This is a genomic window from Marinobacter sp., from assembly GCF_040882185.1.
In the GTDB taxonomy this organism is placed as follows: domain Bacteria; phylum Pseudomonadota; class Gammaproteobacteria; order Pseudomonadales; family Oleiphilaceae; genus Marinobacter.
The window spans coordinates 512187-533216 of sequence record NZ_JBBEBW010000002.1 but is presented as its reverse complement, the minus strand read 5'-3'; the positions used below and the strand labels follow the sequence as shown (position 1 = coordinate 533216).

Genomic DNA, 21030 nt, shown 5'->3' with positions numbered 1-21030 from the left:
ATCAGATTTGTTCCTTTGAAAATTTAAATCGCTGGCTAGCCTTGGCCCAGTCAGCCGGTGTATCGACATCCAATTCGGCGCCGGGTATTTGAATTCGCACCGCACCGACGCTGGCCAGCACTCCAGCCGCTCCACGGTCACCGCGCAGTTCAGCCAGTTCAGCCCATAATGCCCGCGGCAAATAAGCGGGCACTCCGGGATGATTGCCATACGCCGTTGCGACAGGCGAAGAGGTATTCTGTTCTGCCGTTAACCGCAATTGCAGCAAGTCCCACGAAGCAATCAACGGCTGATCTGCGAGCAACACATACGCACCCACCGTCCTTGCAGGCAGAGCCTCCAGCCCTACCTTCAGGGAGGACGAAAGCCCTTCCCGCCAGTGCGGATTAAACACCCAACGGGTCGGGCGTCGACCTGTGCGATAGCGCATCAGAGGGTAATAGCAGCCAGCAACGACCCAGACGTTTGAACTCAACGCCCTTGCCTGTTCAATCGCGCGGCCAAGCAAAGTCTGCTCACCCCACGGCAACAGCCCCTTGGGCTTTCCCATACGACTCGAGGAGCCTGCCGCCAGCACCAATGCAGGTATCGAAGCAGCACCCGGCGGAGCAACAAGACGTTCAACCATCACAATTTCTCACTCACATTAGCGGAATTTTGGTAGAATTTTATCGCCATTCAAGCCTAACGATGACCGGACCGTTCTAATGAATCAGCTTTTCGTCGACAATCTCACCGTCATTGATTTTGCGTACCTCGACCCGATAAGGGGTCTGGTAGGCGAAAGCTGGATTGCAGATGTGGTGCTCGCCGGTGAGCTCGATGAGCAAGGCATGGTATTCGACTTCAGCTCCGTCAAGCGCACGATCAAGCGGATAATCGACGAACGCGTGGACCATCGCCTGGTCATTCCACAAGACTATAGCGGCCTTCGCCTGGATGAAGAAGTCTCTTGCAGGTTCGAATGGCAGTTAAAAGATGGCACCCGGATCTCCCATTGCTCCCCTCAAGAAGCAGTGGTTTTTATTGCCGGGGAAATCGTCGTGCCTTCTGTTGTGGCCACCATGCTGGAACAAGAACTGAAAGCCGTGCTTCCGGCCAATGTTCAGGATATTCGCATTGAACTGCGGGAGGAAGAGATCGATGGGGCCTATTACCACTATGTCCACGGCCTCAAGAAGCACCTTGGTAATTGTCAGCGCATTGCTCATGGCCACCGCTCTCCCATACAGATCCGCCGTAACGGCCACCGTGATACCAATCTCGAGCGAGACTGGGCTCGATGCTGGTCCGATATTTACGTAGGCTCTGAGGAAGATGTGACCAAAGAGTTTGTCGATGCCCAGGGCATCTCATATATCACCTTTGACTACGAAGCCAATCAGGGAGAATTCAATCTGACATTGCCACGCCAACGGGTTTATATGATCGCGACTGACACCACCGTAGAGTTGATCGCTGACCACATTGCCGCACAATGTAAAACCCTGTGTCCGGATGAGGAAATTCAGGTGAAAGCCTTTGAAGGGGTGGGAAAAGGCGCGCTTGCATTGCGTTAGCCGCCCGTCAGGATTCTGAATTACAGACACAAAAAAACCGCTCAAGAGCGGTTTTTTTGTAGAGCACCCGATAAAACCGGCACTCTGAATAATGGCGTCCCCTACCGGGTTCGAACCGGTGTTACCGCCGTGAAAGGGCGGTGTCCTAGGCCACTAGACGAAGGGGACGCAGTAAAAATGGTGGAGCCAGACGGGATCGAACCGTCGACCTCGACGCTGCCAGCGTCGCGCTCTCCCAGCTGAGCTATGGCCCCATCAACGGAGCGGTATATTAGTGATCCACCCCCGCCCCGTCAACCCCTGCAATCCATTTTTTCAATCGCCTTTGAGCAGCGGCGCAAAGTTGATCAATCGAAGGACAGTGCAGCGAACTCTTTTTCAATCCGCTTGGTTTCCTTTTTCGAGAAGCCACCCAATACTTCAAGGGCATGTCGGAGCCGTGCGCGAGTCATGTCCGGCCCCAGCATCGCCATGGAATCCATAACAGACCAGGAATTCGGGGTGCCGGCTATGGCGACAAAAACCGGGAACATAAAGTCCCCCATCTTGAGCTCCATCGCTTTGGAGAGCGCCTTCACATCTGCAAACAGAGTATCTTTACTCCAGTGACGCTGGGCCTCAAAACGCCAGAGCGTGAACTGCAGCACGCGCTTGATATCACTTTCTTTCAGCTTGTTATGGACGAATTGCCCAGCGGTGACACCCAGCATGCCGGAAAACATGAATGCGGCCATAGGGGCGACATCACTGAACACCTCCGCGCGCCCCTTGATATGCGGCACCAACTGGGTCAATGCCTCTGGACGGAACCACCAGTCCTTGAGACGCGCCATGAACTGCTCGTCCGACAGGTTCTCCCGTAGCCAAAGGCCGTTGAGCCACCGCAGCTTCTCAACATCGAAGATCGGGCCGCCCAGAGACACACGCTGAATATCAAAGTGTTCAACCATCTCGCCCAGTGGGAACTTCTCACGCTCATCCGGCATCGACCAACCCATGCGACCGAGATAATTGAGCACAGCCTCAGGCATAAACCCCATACGCTCGTAGAAATTGATGCTAGTCGGATTCTTACGCTTCGACAGCTTGCTCTTGTCAGGATTCCTTAACAGTGGCAAATGGCACAGAACCGGCATGTCCCAACCGAAATACTCGTAGAGCAACTGATGCTTTGGTGCCGAGTTGATCCATTCTTCACCACGCAATACGTGGGTAATTGCCATCAGGTGGTCATCGACAACATTGGCCAGGTGATAGGTGGGCATACCATCAGATTTGAGCAATATCTGGCAGTCCACCTGCGACCAGTCGATCTCAATCACACCCCGCAGCATGTCCTCAATCCGGCAAACGCCCTCCTCCGGCACCTTCATCCGGATAACATAAGGCTCGCCCAAAGCCAGTCGACGCTGCACTTCCCCTTCCGGCAACTCAAGATCGCCTTTGATACCTGGGTTCATGCCCGCGGCCTTGCGCGTTTCCCGGATTACTTCCAGCTCTTCCGGGGTGCGGAAACAGTAAAAAGCATGGCCCTTTTCAACCAGCTCAAGCGCATAATGGCGGTATGAATTTTTACGCTCGGATTGCCGGTAAGGCCCGTGGGGCCCACCTACATCCGGACCTTCATCCCACTCGAGGCCCAGCCATCGCAAGGCGTTCAGAATATCCTGCTCCGACTCATCCGTGCTGCGGGCCTGGTCTGTGTCCTCAATCCGCAGAATAAACTGGCCACCATGCTGGCGGGCAAAACACAGGTTGAACAGCGCAACATACGCGGTGCCAACATGTGGATCGCCGGTAGGTGACGGGGCGATACGGGTACGTACAGTCATGATGAATCCTGTTTGACGAGCGCCAGCGAATGGCAGCCGTTGAATTGAGAGCCCTGCATTATACCGGCCCACAAAAAAAATCCCATGAACCCCCGTCACTCACTTCACCTTAGCTCAATAATGCAATATTATAACATATCAATTATTTATACAGGATCATGTAATCCATGAAGCAACATCGCACACAAGCTATCGGCTTGCTCTTCGGAATGGCGCTGTTAACAGGGCAGGCACACGCCGAGCCGATCAATGTCGTAACCTCTATCAAACCCCTTGAGCTGCTTGTAAGGGCCGTGGCTACTGAGGACACGAACGTCACCACCCTGGTGCCCTCGGGCTCAAGTCCTCACACTTACCATATGCGCCCCTCCGAGCGCCGCGCCATGGAGGAAGCTGACCTGATCTTCTGGGTGGGACCGGAGCTGGAAACGTTTCTGACTCGAATACTCGGCGGACACGATTTTGAGCACCGCACCCATGCCCTTGCGCCACCCAATCCTGATGAAGCCGCTCCCCAGGACGACCACGACGAAGCACACCTCCATCACGATGAACCTGAGAAACACGCCGAACATGGCCAGCACAAAGAAAAGGGTGGCCACGGCGGGCACAATCATGGCGATGGGGAAGATCCTCACGTCTGGCTGGACCCGGCCATTGCCTTGCAGATGGCAGAAACCATCCATGACCGACTGGTTGAACAACCGGAGGCCGACAAGTCGCAACTGACGCGAAATCTCGATGCTTTCCGGCAGTCACTGAACACCCGCGAAGCCGCCATCAGAGAACAACTCATGGCCGCAGAAGGTATCTCATTGTTTACCTACCACGACGCATTCGGCCGATTCGCGGAACACTACGGGCTATCAATTGCAGGCGTGCTCACTCCCAATCCGGACCGTTCACCCGGCGCCCGCCATGTGGCTGAGGTGCAGACCCAACTCAAAGGCAGCAACCAGCCCTGTTTGCTCAGCGAACCGCAGTTTGATCGCGAATGGTGGCGCGCCATCTCAGAAGGCGTGGAGGTGAAGCGCAGTACCTGGGACCCACTGGCCTCTGAGATTACTGCGGATGCCGAGGGCTACCTCAATTTCCAGCAACAGTTGGCCGATGCCGTCGTGGCCTGCTTGCCCGAGTAACAGCTGTTACCAGAGCAAAGCCAGCATCAAAGGAATCGTCACCGTGGCCAGCAACGTCTGGCCACTGATGATACCCGCCATCAAAGGCGCATCGCCGCCAAGCTGCCGGGCAAGAATGTATGCGGAAGAGGCTGTTGGCAACGCAGCCACAAGTATGGCGACCTGAAGCATCAAACCGTCTATACCCAACAGGAGCGCCAAACCGGCGGTCATCAGGGGAAAGGCCACCAGTTTTAAGGCAGTCGCCACCAGGAAAGGCACAGAGGCCCCTCTCAAGGCTTTCAGCTGTAACCCGGCGCCCACCGTCATCAAACCCAACGGTAAAGCCAGCTCACTGAGGGGTGAAAGCATCCCCGCCACGATCGGGTGAAAACCGATACGGAAGAAGCTCCAGATCACCCCCACCAGAGAGCCAATGATCAACGGATTGGTCGCCACCGCGAACAGCACCGGTTTCAGCTTTACCCCACCCTGCCCGGCCACCAGAGCGAACATCACTATGCAAATGACGTTCAGTGTTGGGACCATCACCGCCACAGCAATGGCCATCAAAGAAATACCGGTATCGCCCAGTAGCAGCCCGGAAGCCGCCAGGGCAACATATGAATTGAAGCGAATGGCGCCCTGAAACACCGAAGAATAAACCGCGCCCTGCCAACGCCAGACAAACTGACAGATCACCAGCACCACCGTCATCGCCGCCAGCATGGCCATGATCAACACCGCCACCTCAAGATAGGCAGACGGCGCCAATTGCGCATTTCCCAACTTGAATATCAGCATGGCCGGGAACAGCACGTAATAAGTCAGGCGTTCAGCCAACGGCCAAAAGCCCTCGCCCGGAAAGTTCCAGCGTTTGAGCAGGTAACCCATGACGATCAGGCCAAACACCGGCACCAGGGCCTCAATCAATACTGACATGCTGCTGACTCCAAAGCAGATTTCGTCTCGTTAGTGCGGGATGATAGCAGTGATTGCGTGGGCTCGGCATGGTGGAAAAATCGGTGATTGCTTCGTCGCCCCAATCAGCTTTACTTGTAAACTTAGCTAGTGTCCCGTCTGGTTAATTCGTTAACCTACTGAGCCACTGAGGGCGTGACGCTGGGGCTTCTGGCCGGTGTTGCCTGGCCTTGATAGGGAACCACCATACCTTCGGACAGGCGCCTTGGCCAGAAACCCCAGCGTCACGCAGTAGGTCAACGAATTAACCAGACGGGACACTAGCAGACCAAGGGAACACCGGGGGTTCGCGATTTGAGGTTTACCACTCGACTGTTCAATGTTTCGACAAAGCCTTAAGGATGAACCCTTGTTATTCCTGATAAACTAGACTTACGCCAATGTTTTCCGAAGTGGATACGCAATGATTTCAGAAATCCAAACCAGACATCGTCCAGATTCAATTAACGAGGCCAACACCCCCGCAGAGGACCTTTCACGAAAGTTTTGCGTGGCCCCAATGATGGATTGGTCAACTCCTCATTACCGCTATCTGGCACGACTCCTGAGCCGCCACGCGCTGCTGTACACCGAGATGGTCACCACCGGCGCGTTGATTCATGGCGATACAGCGCGGTTCTTGCGGCACGATCCGGCGGAATATCCGTTGGCGCTGCAACTGGGCGGAAGTGATCCTCAGGAGTTGGCCCACTGCGCCAAGCTGGCAGAGCAATACGGTTTCGACGAGGTCAATCTGAATGTGGGCTGCCCCAGCGACCGGGTGCAGAACAATATGATTGGCGCCTGTTTAATGGCTTACCCCGACAAGGTCGCTGAGGGTGTGCGGGCGATGATCGCCGCTACCAGACTGCCGGTGACGGTGAAGCATCGTATCGGCATTGATGGACATGAATCCTGGAATGAACTTTGCTATTTCATTGAGACCGTCGCTGCTGCGGGCTGTCGAACTTTTATTGTCCATGCCCGGATTGCCATTCTGGAGGGCCTGAGCCCGAAGGAAAACCGTGATGTGCCACCGCTCAAGTATGATTGGGCCTACGACCTGAAGGCTCGCTTCCCGGACCTGGAAATCATCATCAACGGCGGCATAAAAACCATCGGCGAGTGTCATCAGCATTTGGAGTTCACCGACGGTGTCATGCTGGGACGCGAGGCCTACCACAATCCCTGGTTGCTCTCCCAGGTGGATTCAGAATTTTTCGGCCAGCCCCGCGCTACCCAAAGTCGCCACGATGTCTTGCGGGCGATGTTTCCGTTTATCGAGGCGGAGCTTGCCCGCGGCGTGTATCTTGGCCATATCTCCCGCCACTTGCTTGGGCTTTTTCATAGCCAGCCGGGGGGACGGCAATTTCGCCGCTACATCAGCGAAAATGCCCATCGGCCGGGCGCGGGTATAGAGGTTCTGGAAACGGCACTGGCAAAAGTCTCCAATCTTACGAGCGAGGCTCAGCCAGCCTGATTACTAATCGACAAGGTTTCTTGTTCCTGTCAAATCAGCCGGTTATTGTAGAGGTATTCAGAGCTATCTATGCGGCTCCGCTTTCTCCGGAGCCTTGCAAACGCTTCAAATTTTCAACAATCAGGATGACTCCACGTGACGACCAATAAACTGGAACAACTGAAAGCCATGACGACGGTGGTAGCTGATACCGGCGACCTTGACGCCATCGCCCAATGGCGGCCACAGGATGCCACCACCAACCCTTCGCTGCTGTTGAAAGCTGCCGCCTCCGATTCCTACCGCCCGATGCTTGATGCCGCCATTGATGCCGCTCTCAAGCAGGGCGGCTCAGAGCAGGACCAACTGGGCTATGCCACCGACCTGCTCGCCGTCATGGCCGGTGAAAAAATACTCAAGCTCATTCCCGGAGTCGTGTCTACGGAAGTGGATGCTCGTTTATCGTTCGATAAAGCTGCTACCTTGGCCAAAGCCCGCCGTCTGATTGAGCTCTATGACCAGCGTGGTATCGATCCTGGCCGTGTGCTGATCAAGATCGCCTCCACCTGGGAGGGCATCAAGGCAGCCGAACAGCTCGAAAAAGAAGGCATTCACTGCAATCTGACACTGCTGTTCTCATTTGCCCAGGCGGCCGCCTGTGCCGACGCGGGCGCCTTTCTGGTATCACCGTTTGTCGGTCGCATTCTGGACTGGCACCTTGCGAACAGTGACAGGGATAGCTTCTCACCTGCAGAAGACCCCGGCGTTCAGTCGGTTACCCGCATCTATAATTACTACAAATGCCATGACTACAAAACTGTTGTGATGGGCGCGAGTTTCCGCAACACCGGTGAAATTGAAATGCTTGCGGGTTGTGACCGGCTCACCATCAGTCCTGCCCTGCTACAATCCTTGCAGGATGACACCGGCGAGCTACCCCGTCAGCTTGCTCCAGACAACGCGCAGACGACGGACAAACCGGAACAAAGGGGCGAGTCTGAGTTCCGATGGCACTCCAACGACGATGCCATGGCCACTGAAAAACTTGCTGACGGTATTCGGCGCTTCGCTGCTGACCAGATTGAACTTGAAGGCCGGGTAAAACGAATGGCCAGCGCGGCTTGAAAGCCGCCTGACCGGTGACCAGAACTGATTTCCAGGACTCGTTATGATCGATATGCTCAAGCAGTTGTTTTCGCCGGATTCCACAGATTCGAACGCCTCTGGCAAACCGGACAACCACCAGTTGGCAGTGGCTGCTACAGTGCTCATGGTTCAGCTTTCCCGGGTAGACAGAGATGAAGATGAACGCGAGCTGCAGACTATCGTCGATTGTGCCGTCAACGCACACGAAGTGACTCAGGAAGAAGCCCAGGCCATTCTGGATGACGCTCTGGCTCACGCGGACGATGCCACGTCACTTTATGAATTTACCGAGACCCTCAATGCCCAGCTCGACCAGGAAGGCAAGCAAATGATCCTTGAGAGCATCTGGCGAGTGGCGTTCGCGGACGGTCGGATCGACAAATACGAAGAACACCTTATTCGCCGGATGGCGGATCTACTGCATCTTAACCATCGTGAATATATGCAGTGCCGCCATCGGGCGGAGCAGGCCCGAACATCCTGAAGGAGCAGAAGACATGTTAGCGATTCTTCATCCGAACACGCCGCTCGACAGCGATGCTTATCGTGAGACCCTGCATTTTCTGGAAAATCTTCCGGGCGTGTCATTACGGGTTCACGAGGTACAGGGCGCCACGCAGAAGTTGACCGAAATCTACCTGCTGGGGGAAACCAAGTCCCTTGACCGGGATGAAATTGCAGCCTTGCCTGCCGTTGAACGGGTCATCCGTATTTCAGACGATTACCGGATCCTCGGGCGTCACAAAGACAGCCTTCGTCAAAACGGATTCAGCTACAATGGCGTCACCTTCAATCAGGAAAACCTGAATATCTTTGCTGGCCTATGCGCGGTAGATATTCCGGAGCACGTAGAGGCCATGATGAGCGCCCTACAGCAGCATGGTGAGGTATGCACCAGGATGGGCGCCTACAAGCCTAGGACAAACCCCTATTCTTTTCAGGGCCACGGCAAAGGTTGCCTACCCTGGGTGTTCGAGACCGCGGGCAAATACGGTATTAAAGTAGTGGCCATGGAAATTACCCATGAAAGTCACATTGAGGAAATCGACGAGTGTCTGGAAAAGCTGGGGCGCCCTACCGGTGTAATGCTTCAGGTCGGTACTCGAAACACCCAGAATTTCGAACTGCTCAAAGCGATTGGCCGTCAACGGACTTACCCGGTGCTGCTCAAGCGCGGCTTCGGAATTACGCTCAATGAATCCCTGAACGCAGCGGAGTATCTGGCGAGTGAAGGCAATGCCAATGTTATTTTCTGCTTACGGGGTATGAAAACCGAGGCGGGCCAACCTCACCGCAACATGGTGGATTTTGCCCATGTACCCACGGTAAAGCGCCTGACTCGCATGCCAGTGTGCGTTGATCCTTCCCATTCCGTAGGTAGTCGCGACAGGGCACCCGATGGCATTCTGGATGTCATGCATGCCACCGCTCAGGGCGTTATCGCCGGTGCCAATATGGTGCTGGTGGACTTCCATCCGAAACCGGAGAAAGCATTAGTCGACGGGCCCCAGGCACTTCATATGGATGAGCTCCCCGCTTACCTGGCAGATATCCAGTTGTGCCATGAAACCTGGAAAAAACGTCAAGCTATCTACAAGGATTTGCGAGGAAAAACTGCAACATGATCATCTATGGTCACCGTGGCGCTAAAGGTGAAGCGCCGGAAAACACACTGGCCGGCTTCCACCATGCCTACAGCCAGGGCATTCGACACTTTGAATTTGATCTGGTGCTATCGAAAGATGGCGTGCCAGTAGTCATCCATGATCTAACACTTGATCGCACCACAGGAAAAGTCGGCAAGGTCGCGGACACCACCGCCAGCGATATGGCCAAGCTCGATGCCCGTCTCAATACTACTCCATGGCCGAAGCCTGTGTTCGTACCTTCTCTGAAAGATGTTATGGCGGCATGTGGTGACTACGTGCATCTTCAGCTTGAAGTCAAATCCGACAGCCGTTCCCGGTTAAACATCCTGTGTAACCGCCTGACCGAACTGGTTCAGCGCAATGGCCTTCATCAAACCGTCGCGATTACGTCGTCGGATACCTGGTTTTTACAGGAACTGAAACGTCGCGACCGCACAATTGTTACCGGTTTCGTCGCCGACAAACGGTTTCCTAATGCAGCCAATCAGGCGTCCCGGTTAAAGTGTGATTATCTCTGTGTAAACTGGAAGCTCTGCTCCAAGGCGCTGGTCGACGCTTCCCATATGCGTAACCTGCACGTCTCCGCCTGGACGGTAAACAGAATTCAGGACATGGTTGAGCTTGAGAGAAGAGGCGTGGACAGCATCATCACCGATTACCCGACAAGCTCCAGAATGTATTTCGACAACCGTGCAACAAACGCCAATTTACGGTTGCCCAACCGAAGTGAGAAAGAGTCGAGTACGTCTGCGGTGTAACTAAGCCGATACCGATAATAAAAACCGAACCCTTGAGTTCAGTTTCTATAACTTGAACGCCTCAAAATATACGGTTGAGGCCATTAAGTGCCGCCACACGGTAGGCTTCCGCCATGGTGGGATAGTTAAACGTGGTATTAATGAAGTAGTTCAGCGAATTGGCTTCGCCTTTCTGGTTCATAATAGCCTGGCCAATGTGGACGATCTCTGCCGCCTGGTCCCCGAAACAATGTATGCCGAGGATCTCACGGCTCTCGCGATGAAAAAGCAGCTTCAGCATGCCAACGGCGTCACCGGTAATTTGGGCGCGAGCCAGGTCCTTGAAGAACGCCTGCCCTACCTCATAAGGTACTTTCGCTTCCGTGAGTTCTCGTTCTGTTTTGCCGACAGAGCTGATTTCAGGAATGGTGTAAATACCGGTGGGTACGTCAGACACGTAACGGAAATGGTCATCCTTGACGATGTCTGAGGATGCCGAGCGCCCCTGGTCATAAGCGGCGCTGGCCAGACTTGGCCATCCGATAACGTCCCCTGCCGCATAGATATTGGGAATTTCAGTCCGGTAATGGTCATCCACCGCGAGCTGTCCTCTGCCATTAGGCTCAAGCCCTACGTTTTCGAGTCCTAACTTATCAGTGTTTCCAGCGCGGCCATTGCACCACAGAAACGCATCAGCACGAATTTTCTTACCGGATTGCAAAGACAGAACGACACCCTGCTCATCCCCTTCAACCGTTTCATACTCCTCGTTATGGCGGACCAGAACCCCGTTATTGCGCAGGTGATAGCTGAGCGCATCGGAAATTTCATCGTCAAGAAAAGATAGCAGACGACTACCGGGATTGATCAGATCAACCTTGACGCCTAACCCGGCAAAAATTGACGCATATTCTGAACCGATAACACCTGCACCGTAGATAATGAGCGTGCGAGGAGTATGCGACAGATTCAGAATGGTATCGCTGTTATAAATTCTGCGATGGCGGAAATTGACATCAGGTGGCAAATAGGGACGTGAGCCGGTCGCGATAACAACGCTTTTAGTATTCAGTATTTCAGCCGACTTATTGCCCCGAACCTCTATGCGATTGGCGTCCAGGAAATAGGCACGGCCATTGTGTATGTCTACCCTGTTTCGGGAATAAAACTGCGTGCGTAACTTGACCTGTTTACCGATAACTTTCTGGGCATTCTGTAAGACGCGGGGAAATGAAAACCATCTCGGCTCACCAATGTCCCGGAACATTACGTTGGTATTAAAGGTAATAATCTGTTTAACAGAGTGACGAAGTGCCTTGGACGGGATGGTCCCCCAATGCGTGCAGTTGCCACCAACCGTCTGTTTATCTTCAATAATCGCGACTCGTTTACCGCTCTTCGTCGCATTCATCGCTGCACCTTCCCCTGAAGGTCCAGCACCGATAACGACGACGTCGTAATGATGTTCTGCCATTAGTGCAGTGACTCCTTATCTACGTCGTTTTAAAAACAGGAAAGGAGGCGGTGAACACCCCGCCTCCGAATATGAAATGGAGCAGACTATAAAAGCGAAGGTTATTTTTTGGTCGCGTCGTAAGTCAGGGCAGTGGCCTGGGTGGCGATACGTTCGTTTTCTTCTTCACATTTTTTTGTATTGCCCCCGCAGATATCACAGGCCTGGTCCAGTCCAAGTGCACCAATACCACCACAAGTGCCACTAATGGGTTTGCGGCCCATAATCACACCAACCGACATCGCTGTCAGAAGAAAACCCACAATTAATAAAACCAACAGAAAGGTACTCATAGCACCTCCTAATTTGCCAAATAAGACGAGAAAGCGGGCGTGTAGTGCGACTTAAACCCACTTTCTGCTCTAATAATAAAGTAAACGGCCATGTTTTCGCGAATCGCTAGCTCTCTGGCCCGATCATAACCCATTACATTAAACGCCGTAGCCAGTGCGTCTGCCCGCATGGCAGTTTCTGTAATGACTGTCACCGACGCCAGATTGTGAGATATCGGCCTACCGTTATCAGGGTCTATTGTATGGGAAAAACGCTGACCTGCCGATTCGTAATAGTTACGATAGTCCCCCGACGTCGCCATGGCGTTACTTTCGAGTGCAACCACTCGGTTAACCTCGCGACGACCAAAAACGGGTTCTTCAATTGCCAGGCGCCAGGCCTCTTGCCCCGGTTTACGCCCGCTTACCCTGACCTCACCGCCGATTTCAACCAAATAGGCCTCAACCCCGGAATCAGTCAGAAACTCCGCAACAGCATCTACAGCGTAGCCTTTTGCGATAGCCGACAAATCGAGCGTCTGCTTGGAATCTACTTTTATTGCCGGTGGCTCAGCCCTGAGCTGTAGTTTTTCGTAGCCAACCTCATTGAGCCGTTGTTGCAACAAATCGGCATCGGGTACCTGCTCGGGCCGAGCTTCCGGGCCGAATCCCCATAGGTTAACCACTGGTCCGATGGTAATATCAAAAGCTCCACCACTAAAATCAGACACTTCAGTCGCTGTGGCAAGTACGGTGTAAAGCGGCCCAGAAACCTCAAACCAGTTGGACTGGTCTTCTACATGGTTAAAGCGGGACAGTTCTGAATCTTCCCGCCAGGTAGACATCGACGCGTCTACTGACTCAAGTACTGCCGAGATGCCTCCAGCCAGAGTATCCAGTTGCTCGGTATCCTCGGTCAATACCACCTTTATATGATACTCAGTGCCGAAAACCGGACCGGTTATTTCCCATATTTTTTTCTCAGACTCAAATGAACAGCCCGCCAGAGCCGCGATGACCAGTGTCATCGTAACCAGGGCGGGCCGGGTCATGCGGAATGTCATAGGTATGGCTTAACCTCCAAAGTCATCCAGCATGATGTTTTCATCTTCGACACCCATATCTTTCAGCATCTTGATAACAGATGCATTCATGATCGGGGGCCCGCACATATAGTACTCACAGTCTTCAGGAGCGGGATGATCCTTAAGATACTGATCATAAAGCACGTTGTGGATGAACCCGGTCGGGCCGTCCCAGTTGTCCGCTGGCAGCGCATCAGACAAAGCTACATGCCATTCAAAATTCTCATTTTCTTCAGCCAGCTGGTCGAAATCCTCTACGTAAAACATTTCTCGGACACTACGAGCCCCGTACCAAAAACTGATTTTACGCTTGGAATTCAATCGCTTGAGCTGGTCAAAAATGTGAGAGCGCATCGGCGCCATGCCAGCGCCACCACCGATAAAGACCATTTCTGCTTCGGTTTTTTTGGCGAAGAACTCACCGAAAGGTCCGAAAACGGTAATCTTGTCCCCCGGTTTAAGGTTGAAAACAAATGTCGACATCAAGCCGGGTGGGTGGTCGGTGCCAGGAGGCGACGTGGCGATCCGGATGTTGAACTTCAGGACGCCTTTTTCTTCAGGGTAGTTGGCCATCGAGTAGGCCCGAATGACCTCTTCCTTGTTCACAGCCTTGAAACGCCAGATATCGTGCTTATCCCAGTCTTCATGGAACTCTTCTTCGATATCAAATTTCTTGAAATCGATATCGTAAGGCGGGCATTCGAGCTGCACATAACCACCGGCTCGGAAATCCACTTCTTCGCCTTCCGGAAGCTTGATAATCAACTCTTTGATGAAGGTGGCAACGTTATGGTTGGACTCTACGGTGCACTCCCACTTCTTGACACCAAAGAACTCCTCCGGCACCTCAACTTTCATGTCCTGCTTGACCGGAACCTGGCAGGATAAACGCCACCCTTCTTTCTCTTCGCGATTGGTGAAGTGGGTTTTCTCAGTAGCCAGCATAGAGCCGCCGCCATCGAGCACCTTGCACTTGCACTGAGCACAGGTACCACCACCGCCACAAGCAGAAGAAAGGAAAATACCGTTACTTGCCAGAGTATTCAACAGCTTCCCGCCAGCCTCTGTGGTGACCGTGTGTTCTGGGTCATCATTGATTTCAATTGTCACATCACCGGTGCTAACCAGCTTCGAGCGTGCCGCCAGGATAACCGCTACCAGAGACAGCACGATAACGGTGAACATGACCACGCCGAGAATGATTTCTATATTCATGGTCTCGCCTTTTCTTTAAACCGAATCACCGGGTTGGGTTACAGGGAGATGCCCGAAAATGACATAAAGCCAAGTGACATCAAACCAACCGTGATAAAAGTAATGCCTAAACCACGCAGGCCCTCTGGCACATCACTGTACTTGAGCTTCTCACGAATTCCCGCCAGCGCCAGAATAGCCAGGGCCCAACCAACACCCGCACCGAAACCGTAGACAACGCTCTCACCGAAATTGTAATCACGCTCAACCATGAATAGCGATGCACCCAAAATGGCGCAGTTCACCGTAATCAATGGTAGAAATACCCCCAGTGCTGCATACAAGGCGGGTATGTATTTATCCATAATCATCTCCATGATCTGGATTAATGCCGCAATTACACCGATATACGTCAACAGGCCAAGAAAGCTCAGATCCACCTCGGGCAGGCCCGCCCACGCCAGGGCTCCCTCACGAAGTACGTAATTAAAGATCAGGTTATTTACCGGAACTGTGATGGTCAGCACTACGACAACAGCGATGCCCAGACCAGCAGCGGCCTCGATCTTTTTGGAGATTGCCAGAAAGGTGCACATCCCGAGGAAGAACGCCAAAGCCATGTTTTCCACAAAGACCGCTTTCAAAAACAGACTGATAAAGTGTTCCATCAGAAGGCCTCCTTGGTCTTATGGCGAGACATTTTGTAATCAGGTGCTTCAACTTGCTCCGGCTTCCAGGAGCGAAGCCCCCAGATGATCAGTCCGATAATAAAGAACGCACTTGGTGGCAGCAGCAGCAAACCGTTAGGTACATACCAGCCGCCTTCATTCACCACCGGCATCAGACTGAAACCCATCAAAGACCCGGCCCCAAGTAGCTCGCGGCAGAATGCCACCACCAGCAGCAGCACCGAATACCCCAGACCATTACCGATACCATCAAGGAAGCTGAGCCAGGGCCCGTTCTTCATGGCAAAACCTTCAGCGCGGCCCATAACAATACAGTTGGTGATAATCAGACCAACAAAAACAGACAGTTGCTTACTGGTTTCATAGGCATAAGCCTTGAGCACCTGGTCCACCACAATAACCAGCGATGCAATGATGGTCATTTGCACAATGATACGAATGCTGTTCGGAATCTGGGTCCGAACCAGTGACACCGCCAGGTTCGAACACGCCGTGACCGCGATAACCGAGGCACACATGACCAGCGTAACGCTGAGGCTGGTCGTCACCGCCAGAGCGGAACAAATACCCAGTATTTGCAAGGCGATGGGGTTATTGCTGAAAATAGGTTCGAAGAGAACCTGCTTGGCTGATGCGTCGGCCATATCAGACCTCCCCTTGACGAAGTTTTTTCAGATAAGAAGCGAAACCGCGCTCACCCATCCAGTAATTCACCAGTTGTTGCACACCCCGGCTGGTCAATGTTGCGCCAGATAGCGCGTCAACTTTATGTTCTTTCTCCGAAGCGTTTGCGCCCACACCGCCTTTTATGAGCTGGATTTTCGGCTCGGTCCGCTCGCCCTCATCGTAAAGCTCTTTACCGACCCACTGGGATTTCCAGCGCGGATTGTCGACTTCACCACCAAGGCCCGGTGTTTCTGCATGGTCATAAAAGCCCAAACCTTCAATGGTGTTGGCATCACTCTCGAGCGACATGAAGCCATACAGCGTGGACCATAAGCCGTAACCGTGGATCGGGAGTACTACGCGCTGGAAGTTATCACCTTCACTCAAGATATATATCTTGGCTACGTTGGGGCGACGTTTGATTCCCGCTTTGTCTTCTGTCGCCGGAATATTCTTTGACAACTCCGGATTGGAAGCAGCTTTGTACTGATCATATTTCATCGGATCAGTGACACCAACAGCAGACGGCTCGACATATTCACCAGTGTCCAGATCCACCAGTTTCACTTCAAACTGGCTGAACACAGACTCGATATCCTCGGTACTCATGCCCTGCTCGTACATGCCAGCAGCGGACAAAATGTTGGTCTTGATATCCAGGTTCTGATTGGTGATCTGGGCCGGGCGAAGCATGACCGCAGCGGCCGAGACCACAACCGAACATACGATGCATAGCGCCAGCGCCACCATAACGGTTCTGGAGACAGTTTCTTTAGCTTTAGCCACGTGCAAGCCTCCGTTTTATGTTGGCCTGAACCACATAGTGATCCATCAGCGGTGCGAAAAGGTTAGCAAACAGGATTGCCAGCATAATGCCTTCTGGAAACGCCGGGTTGATGACCCGAATCAGAACGGTCATGACGCCAACCAGAATGCCGAAACACCAGCGGCCAGTATTGGTCATTGCCGCAGACACAGGATCCGTGGCCATGAACATCATGCCAAACGCGAAACCACCGATAACAAGGTGCCAGTGCGCCGGAACATCAAACATCGGATTGGTTTCTGAACCAACAATATTGAGCAACAGGCTCATGCCAATCATGCCGAGCAGAACACCTCCTACGATTCGGTAAGAAGCTATCTTCATGATAAGCAGTACAATGCCGCCCGCCAGCACAGCGAGGGTCGATGTTTCACCCATTGAGCCCTGAATAGAACCCATGAATGCTGACATCCAGCCAATCTGTTGCTCCAGGGCTTCAACACCACCGCTTGCAGCCCAGCTTAGAGCTGTAGCACCACTAAAGCCGTCGACAGCTGTCCAGACCGTGTCGCCTGAAATCTGAGCCGGATAAGCGAAGTACAGAAACGCGCGACCGGTAAGCGCAGGGTTCAGGAAGTTCTTGCCGGTACCACCAAACACTTCCTTACCGATGACGATACCGAAGGTGATGCCGAGGGCAACCTGCCAGAGCGGAATGGTCGGAGGGCAGATCAGCGCAAAGAGAATGGACGTAACGAAAAAGCCTTCGTTCACCTCGTGACGTCTGACGGTAGCGAACAGAACCTCCCAGAAGCCACCGACCACAAATGTCACAAAATAGATCGGTAGAAAGTAGGCTGCGCCATAGACCATATTGTCCCATACACTGCCTGCGTCATTACCCGCCAATGCGCCGATGAACGCGGTGCGCAACGCGCCATCGCCCATCACGGCATCTGGATTGGACGCTAGGAAACTGTTGGCCTGAAAGCCTATGTTCCACATTCCGAAGAAAATAGCCGGGAAAGTACACAGCCACACCGTAATCATGATTCGCTTCAGATCGACGCCATCGCGAACATGAGAGGTGGTGGACGTTACTTTACCCGGTGTATAGAAAATCGTATCAACGGCTTCGAACAGAGCGTACCAGCGTTCGTACTTGCCGCCCTTTTCAAAGTGATGCTCGATGCCATCGAGAAACTGTCGGATAGCCATCGGTTTAGCCCTCGATTTCGATACGGGTCAGATTCTCGCGGAGAATCGGGCCGTATTCATATTTACCTGGACACACGAACGTGCACAGCGCGAGATCTTCTTCGTCGAGCTCCAATGCACCCAGCTTTTGAGCAGCCTCGGTGTCGCCCACAATCAATGAACGCAGCAACTGCGTCGGCAGAATGTCCATCGGCATGACCTGCTCGTAGGCACCTACCGGGACCATCGCCCGCTCACTTCCGTTAGTTGAGGTTGTAAAATCGAACAGCCGACCTTTGGTGAGCTTGGACAGGTAGATGTTCAGAACCGAGAAACGTTTGGTTCCAGGAGACAACCATCCCATAAACTCACGCTTGTGGCCTTCTTCCAGAATACTTATCTGGTTCGAGAAGCGTCCCAGATAGGCACAGGGGCCATCACCACGGCGGCCACCAAATACAGAACCGGAAATCACCCGAACGGAGCAGTCGGTTGCAACTTCACCTTCAAGCAGTTCTGTCAGGCTCGCACCAATACGGGTACGAAGCAGGCGAGGTTTCAGAGCTTTCGGCCCACCTACTGCAACAACGCGCTCGACCGGCAGTTCTCCGGTTTCAAATAATTTGGCGATGTCGATAACATCCTGATACCCGACACTCCAAACCACTTTGTTGCCCGCGACCGGGTCAAGGTAGTGGATATGAGTCCCGACATTGCCGGCAGGGTGAACGCCATCAAACTGATGGACTTCTACAACATCAGTTTTTGGCACAGAAACGTCAGAACCCGGCTTCCCCGTTACAAATACTTTTCCGGCAGTCAGCCTGGACAGCAGACGGAGCCCCTTTTCAAATGCTGGTTTGTTCTCGGAAATAATGACGGTTGGATCAGCGGCTAGAGGGTTCGTGTCCATCACTGAGACAAAAATCGAATGCGGTGACGAGTCAATTTCCGGAATCTTGCTGTACGGTCGCGTCTTAAACGCCGTCCAAAGACCGGATTCAACCAGATTATCGACAATTTGCTGTCGCTCGAGACTGTCAAATTCAGCCTCGGAATAACGGGCAAAGGTTTCAGCTTCGTCGCCATCAATTTCGATAACCACCGACTGAAAAACGCGACGTTCGCCCCGATTGATTTCTTTGACCACACCCGCGGCGGGTGAGGTATAACGTACGCCCTCGGTCTTCTTATCCGTGAACAGCAGCGTACCGCGCTTGACGCGATCCCCTTCTTTTACAGCCATGGTCGGCTTCATGCCGATGTAGTCAAAACCGATCAGTGCCACATGGCGAACGGTTTTTCCATCTGAAATGGTCTGCTCAGGAGCGCCGCTGATGGGAAGATCGAGGCCTTTTTTGATTTTGATCATTAGCCGTATCCAGTCATCAGAAACTTTACGATGGATTTTCACGTGCTGACACAACGGCCTTACATGGCGATATCAAAGATCTTTCTGAAACCACACTCAATTCTGAGGGTTGTTAGAGCGATCAATTCCCGCGCCGACAGGAAGCAATGAGAGGCAGATGGCAGACGTACCCAAAATCGCGCCAATTATAGAGACTCGGGCGGTCAATTTCCACCAGAACCACCCATAGTTTGTACCTGAACGTAACGAACTGAAAGCAGGGACTGCAGGGAATTTCATGGAAAAAGAAAACCCCCAACAGCTTGGAGCCATCGGGGGTCGAAGTCATCACTGTGGTGTGATTAACCGTCGGATCAACGCGCGCGGGGAGGAAATACCGGATAGTTGACGCCAGCCATCTGATTGACCACACGAATGACCTGAGCGCTGTAGCCTGCCTCGTTGTCGTACCAGACATACAGAATCAGTCGATGACCGCTCGCAATGGTAGCCTGCGCATCAACGATACCGGCATGCCGGGAGCCGACAAAATCGGTCGAAACCACTTCCGGCGAATTGACGAAATCAATCTGCTTCTGCAATTCCGAGTGCAGCGCCATTTCACGCAGATACTCATTAACCGCCTCAACCGTAACCTCTTTTTTTACATTCAGATTGAGGATTGCCATGGATACGTTAGGCGTGGGCACCCTGATTGCGTTGCCCGTCAGTTTGCCTTTGAGCTCCGGCAACGCTTTGGCGACCGCTTTAGCAGCTCCGGTTTCGGTAATAACCATATTAAGCGGTGCGCTGCGACCACGACGGCTGCCCTTATGGTAGTTATCGATCAGGTTCTGGTCGTTGGTGTAGGAGTGAACCGTCTCGACATGGCCATCTTCAATCCCGTACTCATCATAAATTGCTTTCAGAACCGGAGTTATAGCGTTGGTGGTACAAGAGGCAGCAGACAAAATACGGTCATCGTCGGTAATCCAGTCATTGTTGATACCATGGACGATATTCTTGATATTACCCTTGCCCGGGGCGGTCAACATAACCCGGCTGACACCCTTTGACTTCAGGTGCAGCCCCAGACCGTCTTCATCACGCCAGATACCGGTGTTATCGATGACGATGGCGTTGTTAATACCATAGCTGGTGTAGTCCACCTTATCCGGGCCATCAGAGTAGATCACTTTGATGTAATTGCCATTCACAATAAGCGCGGAGTCTTGCTCATCGATCGTAATAGTGCCATTGAACGCGCCGTGTACCGAATCCCGACGCAGCAGACTCGCCCGCTTTTCGAGGTCATTCTCGGCGCCGCCCTGACGCACCACGATAGCGCGCAAGCGCAAATTGTTACCGCCGCCCGCTTTTTCAATCAGGATGCGAGCCAGCAAACGCCCGATACGGCCAAAGCCGTAAAGCACGATATCTTTGGTGGCGTTTTCAGCGTTTTCCACCGACTGTGCGCCATACTGACCCACAATGTCTCCGATCTCGGATTTCAGAAAATCCTCAATGCTTCCCTGACGACCACCGTTGACATATTTGACCGCAAGCTTGCCGATGTCCACATGGGCACGACCCAACTCAAGCTTATCCATGGCTTCCAGAAGCGGCAGGGTATCGTGTACCGACAACTCGCTCTCCTCTACTTGCCTGACAAACCGGTGCGAGCGCAAAATGCCGATAACCGACTGGTTGATCACAGCGCGACCGTATATTGAGGTAACTACATTGTTCTTACGGTACAGGCGACCGATCAGGGGAATCATGGCTTCCGCGGTGGATTCTCTTTCCGTCCAGTCGGACAGGTGCTCATTCATCTGTT

20 protein-coding genes and 2 tRNA genes are annotated in these 21030 nt (G+C 53.1%); 7 read left to right on the top strand and 15 right to left on the bottom strand.

Translation table 11 applies throughout. The features are described from left to right. Position 1 precedes the first annotated feature (1 nt). Positions 2-628, bottom strand: coding sequence for an NTP transferase domain-containing protein (locus WEB64_RS03575; RefSeq protein ID WP_368061753.1), 627 nt, complete (start codon positions 626-628; stop codon positions 2-4). A gap of 79 nt (positions 629-707) precedes the next feature. Between WEB64_RS03575 and WEB64_RS03570 the strand changes: the two genes are divergently transcribed. Next, positions 708-1559 (top strand): 6-pyruvoyl tetrahydropterin synthase family protein, encoded by an 852-nt coding sequence (locus WEB64_RS03570; RefSeq protein ID WP_368061754.1) that lies wholly within the window; start codon positions 708-710, stop codon positions 1557-1559. A 92-nt stretch (positions 1560-1651) separates the two neighbouring features. Here WEB64_RS03570 and WEB64_RS03565 read toward each other — a convergent pair. From WEB64_RS03565 to gltX, 3 genes are all read right to left on the bottom strand, one after another. Beyond that, positions 1652-1727 (bottom strand) — tRNA-Glu (locus WEB64_RS03565). 10 nt (positions 1728-1737) lie between these two features. Next, positions 1738-1813: transfer RNA gene (locus WEB64_RS03560), tRNA-Ala, on the bottom strand. Positions 1814-1906: 93 nt separating this feature from the next. Next, positions 1907-3391 carry a glutamate--tRNA ligase gene (gene gltX, locus WEB64_RS03555; RefSeq protein ID WP_368061755.1) on the bottom strand — a complete coding sequence of 495 codons (1485 nt, stop codon included), beginning with the start codon at positions 3389-3391 and terminating at the stop codon, positions 1907-1909. Positions 3392-3558: 167 nt separating this feature from the next. Here gltX and WEB64_RS03550 point away from each other — a divergent pair, with 167 nt between their 5' ends. Then, positions 3559-4530 (top strand): zinc ABC transporter substrate-binding protein, encoded by a 972-nt coding sequence (locus WEB64_RS03550; RefSeq protein WP_368061756.1) that lies wholly within the window; start codon positions 3559-3561, stop codon positions 4528-4530. Positions 4531-4536: 6 nt separating this feature from the next. Here WEB64_RS03550 and WEB64_RS03545 read toward each other — a convergent pair whose 3' ends face one another. After that, the gene (locus WEB64_RS03545; protein ID WP_368061757.1) at positions 4537-5451 is read right to left on the bottom strand and encodes an AEC family transporter; all 915 of its coding nucleotides are present in this window, start codon (positions 5449-5451) and stop codon (positions 4537-4539) included. Between the two features lie 442 nt (positions 5452-5893). On the opposite strand from WEB64_RS03545, the gene dusA reads away from it, so the two are divergent. From dusA to WEB64_RS03520, 5 genes are all read left to right on the top strand, one after another. Continuing rightward, positions 5894-6949 carry a tRNA dihydrouridine(20/20a) synthase DusA gene (gene dusA, locus WEB64_RS03540; RefSeq protein WP_368061758.1) on the top strand — a complete coding sequence of 352 codons (1056 nt, stop codon included), beginning with the start codon at positions 5894-5896 and terminating at the stop codon, positions 6947-6949. 135 nt (positions 6950-7084) lie between these two features. Continuing rightward, positions 7085-8053: a transaldolase gene (tal, locus tag WEB64_RS03535; protein ID WP_368061759.1), complete on the top strand. Its 969-nt coding sequence runs from the start codon at positions 7085-7087 to the stop codon at positions 8051-8053. A gap of 43 nt (positions 8054-8096) precedes the next feature. Continuing rightward, positions 8097-8558 (top strand): TerB family tellurite resistance protein, encoded by a 462-nt coding sequence (locus tag WEB64_RS03530; protein WP_368061760.1) that lies wholly within the window; start codon positions 8097-8099, stop codon positions 8556-8558. A 13-nt stretch (positions 8559-8571) separates the two neighbouring features. Beyond that, positions 8572-9699: a 3-deoxy-7-phosphoheptulonate synthase gene (locus WEB64_RS03525; RefSeq protein ID WP_368061761.1), complete on the top strand. Its 1128-nt coding sequence runs from the start codon at positions 8572-8574 to the stop codon at positions 9697-9699. Beyond that, complete coding sequence (locus tag WEB64_RS03520) at positions 9696-10481, top strand: glycerophosphodiester phosphodiesterase (RefSeq protein WP_368061762.1); 786 nt, start codon at positions 9696-9698, stop codon at positions 10479-10481. The genes WEB64_RS03525 and WEB64_RS03520 overlap by 4 nt, the downstream gene beginning before the upstream one ends. A 61-nt stretch (positions 10482-10542) precedes the next feature. On the opposite strand, the gene sthA is transcribed toward WEB64_RS03520, so the two are convergent. The 10 genes from sthA to WEB64_RS03470 form a co-directional block, all read right to left on the bottom strand. Then, positions 10543-11934, bottom strand: a complete 1392-nt coding sequence (gene sthA, locus WEB64_RS03515) for a Si-specific NAD(P)(+) transhydrogenase (protein ID WP_368061763.1) — start codon at positions 11932-11934, stop codon at positions 10543-10545. A 101-nt stretch (positions 11935-12035) separates the two neighbouring features. Further along, positions 12036-12266: a (Na+)-NQR maturation NqrM gene (nqrM, locus tag WEB64_RS03510; RefSeq protein ID WP_368061764.1), complete on the bottom strand. Its 231-nt coding sequence runs from the start codon at positions 12264-12266 to the stop codon at positions 12036-12038. Positions 12267-12274: 8 nt separating this feature from the next. Beyond that, the gene (locus WEB64_RS03505) at positions 12275-13309 is read right to left on the bottom strand and encodes an FAD:protein FMN transferase (RefSeq protein ID WP_368061765.1); all 1035 of its coding nucleotides are present in this window, start codon (positions 13307-13309) and stop codon (positions 12275-12277) included. Positions 13310-13318: 9 nt separating this feature from the next. Beyond that, positions 13319-14545, bottom strand: coding sequence for an NADH:ubiquinone reductase (Na(+)-transporting) subunit F (nqrF, locus tag WEB64_RS03500; protein ID WP_368061766.1), 1227 nt, complete (start codon positions 14543-14545; stop codon positions 13319-13321). 38 nt (positions 14546-14583) lie between these two features. Beyond that, positions 14584-15192: an NADH:ubiquinone reductase (Na(+)-transporting) subunit E gene (nqrE, locus tag WEB64_RS03495; RefSeq protein WP_368061767.1), complete on the bottom strand. Its 609-nt coding sequence runs from the start codon at positions 15190-15192 to the stop codon at positions 14584-14586. After that, a complete protein-coding gene (locus tag WEB64_RS03490) occupies positions 15192-15857 on the bottom strand; it encodes an NADH:ubiquinone reductase (Na(+)-transporting) subunit D (protein ID WP_368061768.1) in 666 nt (221 codons plus the stop codon). Before WEB64_RS03490 ends, nqrE begins: the two co-directional genes overlap by 1 nt. Before the next feature lies 1 nt (position 15858). Then, a complete protein-coding gene (locus WEB64_RS03485) occupies positions 15859-16665 on the bottom strand; it encodes a Na(+)-translocating NADH-quinone reductase subunit C (protein WP_368061769.1) in 807 nt (268 codons plus the stop codon). Further along, positions 16658-17863 carry an NADH:ubiquinone reductase (Na(+)-transporting) subunit B gene (locus WEB64_RS03480; RefSeq protein ID WP_368061770.1) on the bottom strand — a complete coding sequence of 402 codons (1206 nt, stop codon included), beginning with the start codon at positions 17861-17863 and terminating at the stop codon, positions 16658-16660. The genes WEB64_RS03485 and WEB64_RS03480 overlap by 8 nt, the downstream gene beginning before the upstream one ends. 4 nt (positions 17864-17867) lie before the next feature. After that, complete coding sequence (locus WEB64_RS03475; protein ID WP_368061771.1) at positions 17868-19214, bottom strand: Na(+)-translocating NADH-quinone reductase subunit A; 1347 nt, start codon at positions 19212-19214, stop codon at positions 17868-17870. Between the two features lie 353 nt (positions 19215-19567). Next, entirely contained in the window at positions 19568-21025 is a 1458-nt protein-coding gene (locus tag WEB64_RS03470; RefSeq protein ID WP_368062250.1) for a glyceraldehyde-3-phosphate dehydrogenase, read from the bottom strand. Between the last annotated feature and the right edge of the window lie 5 nt (positions 21026-21030).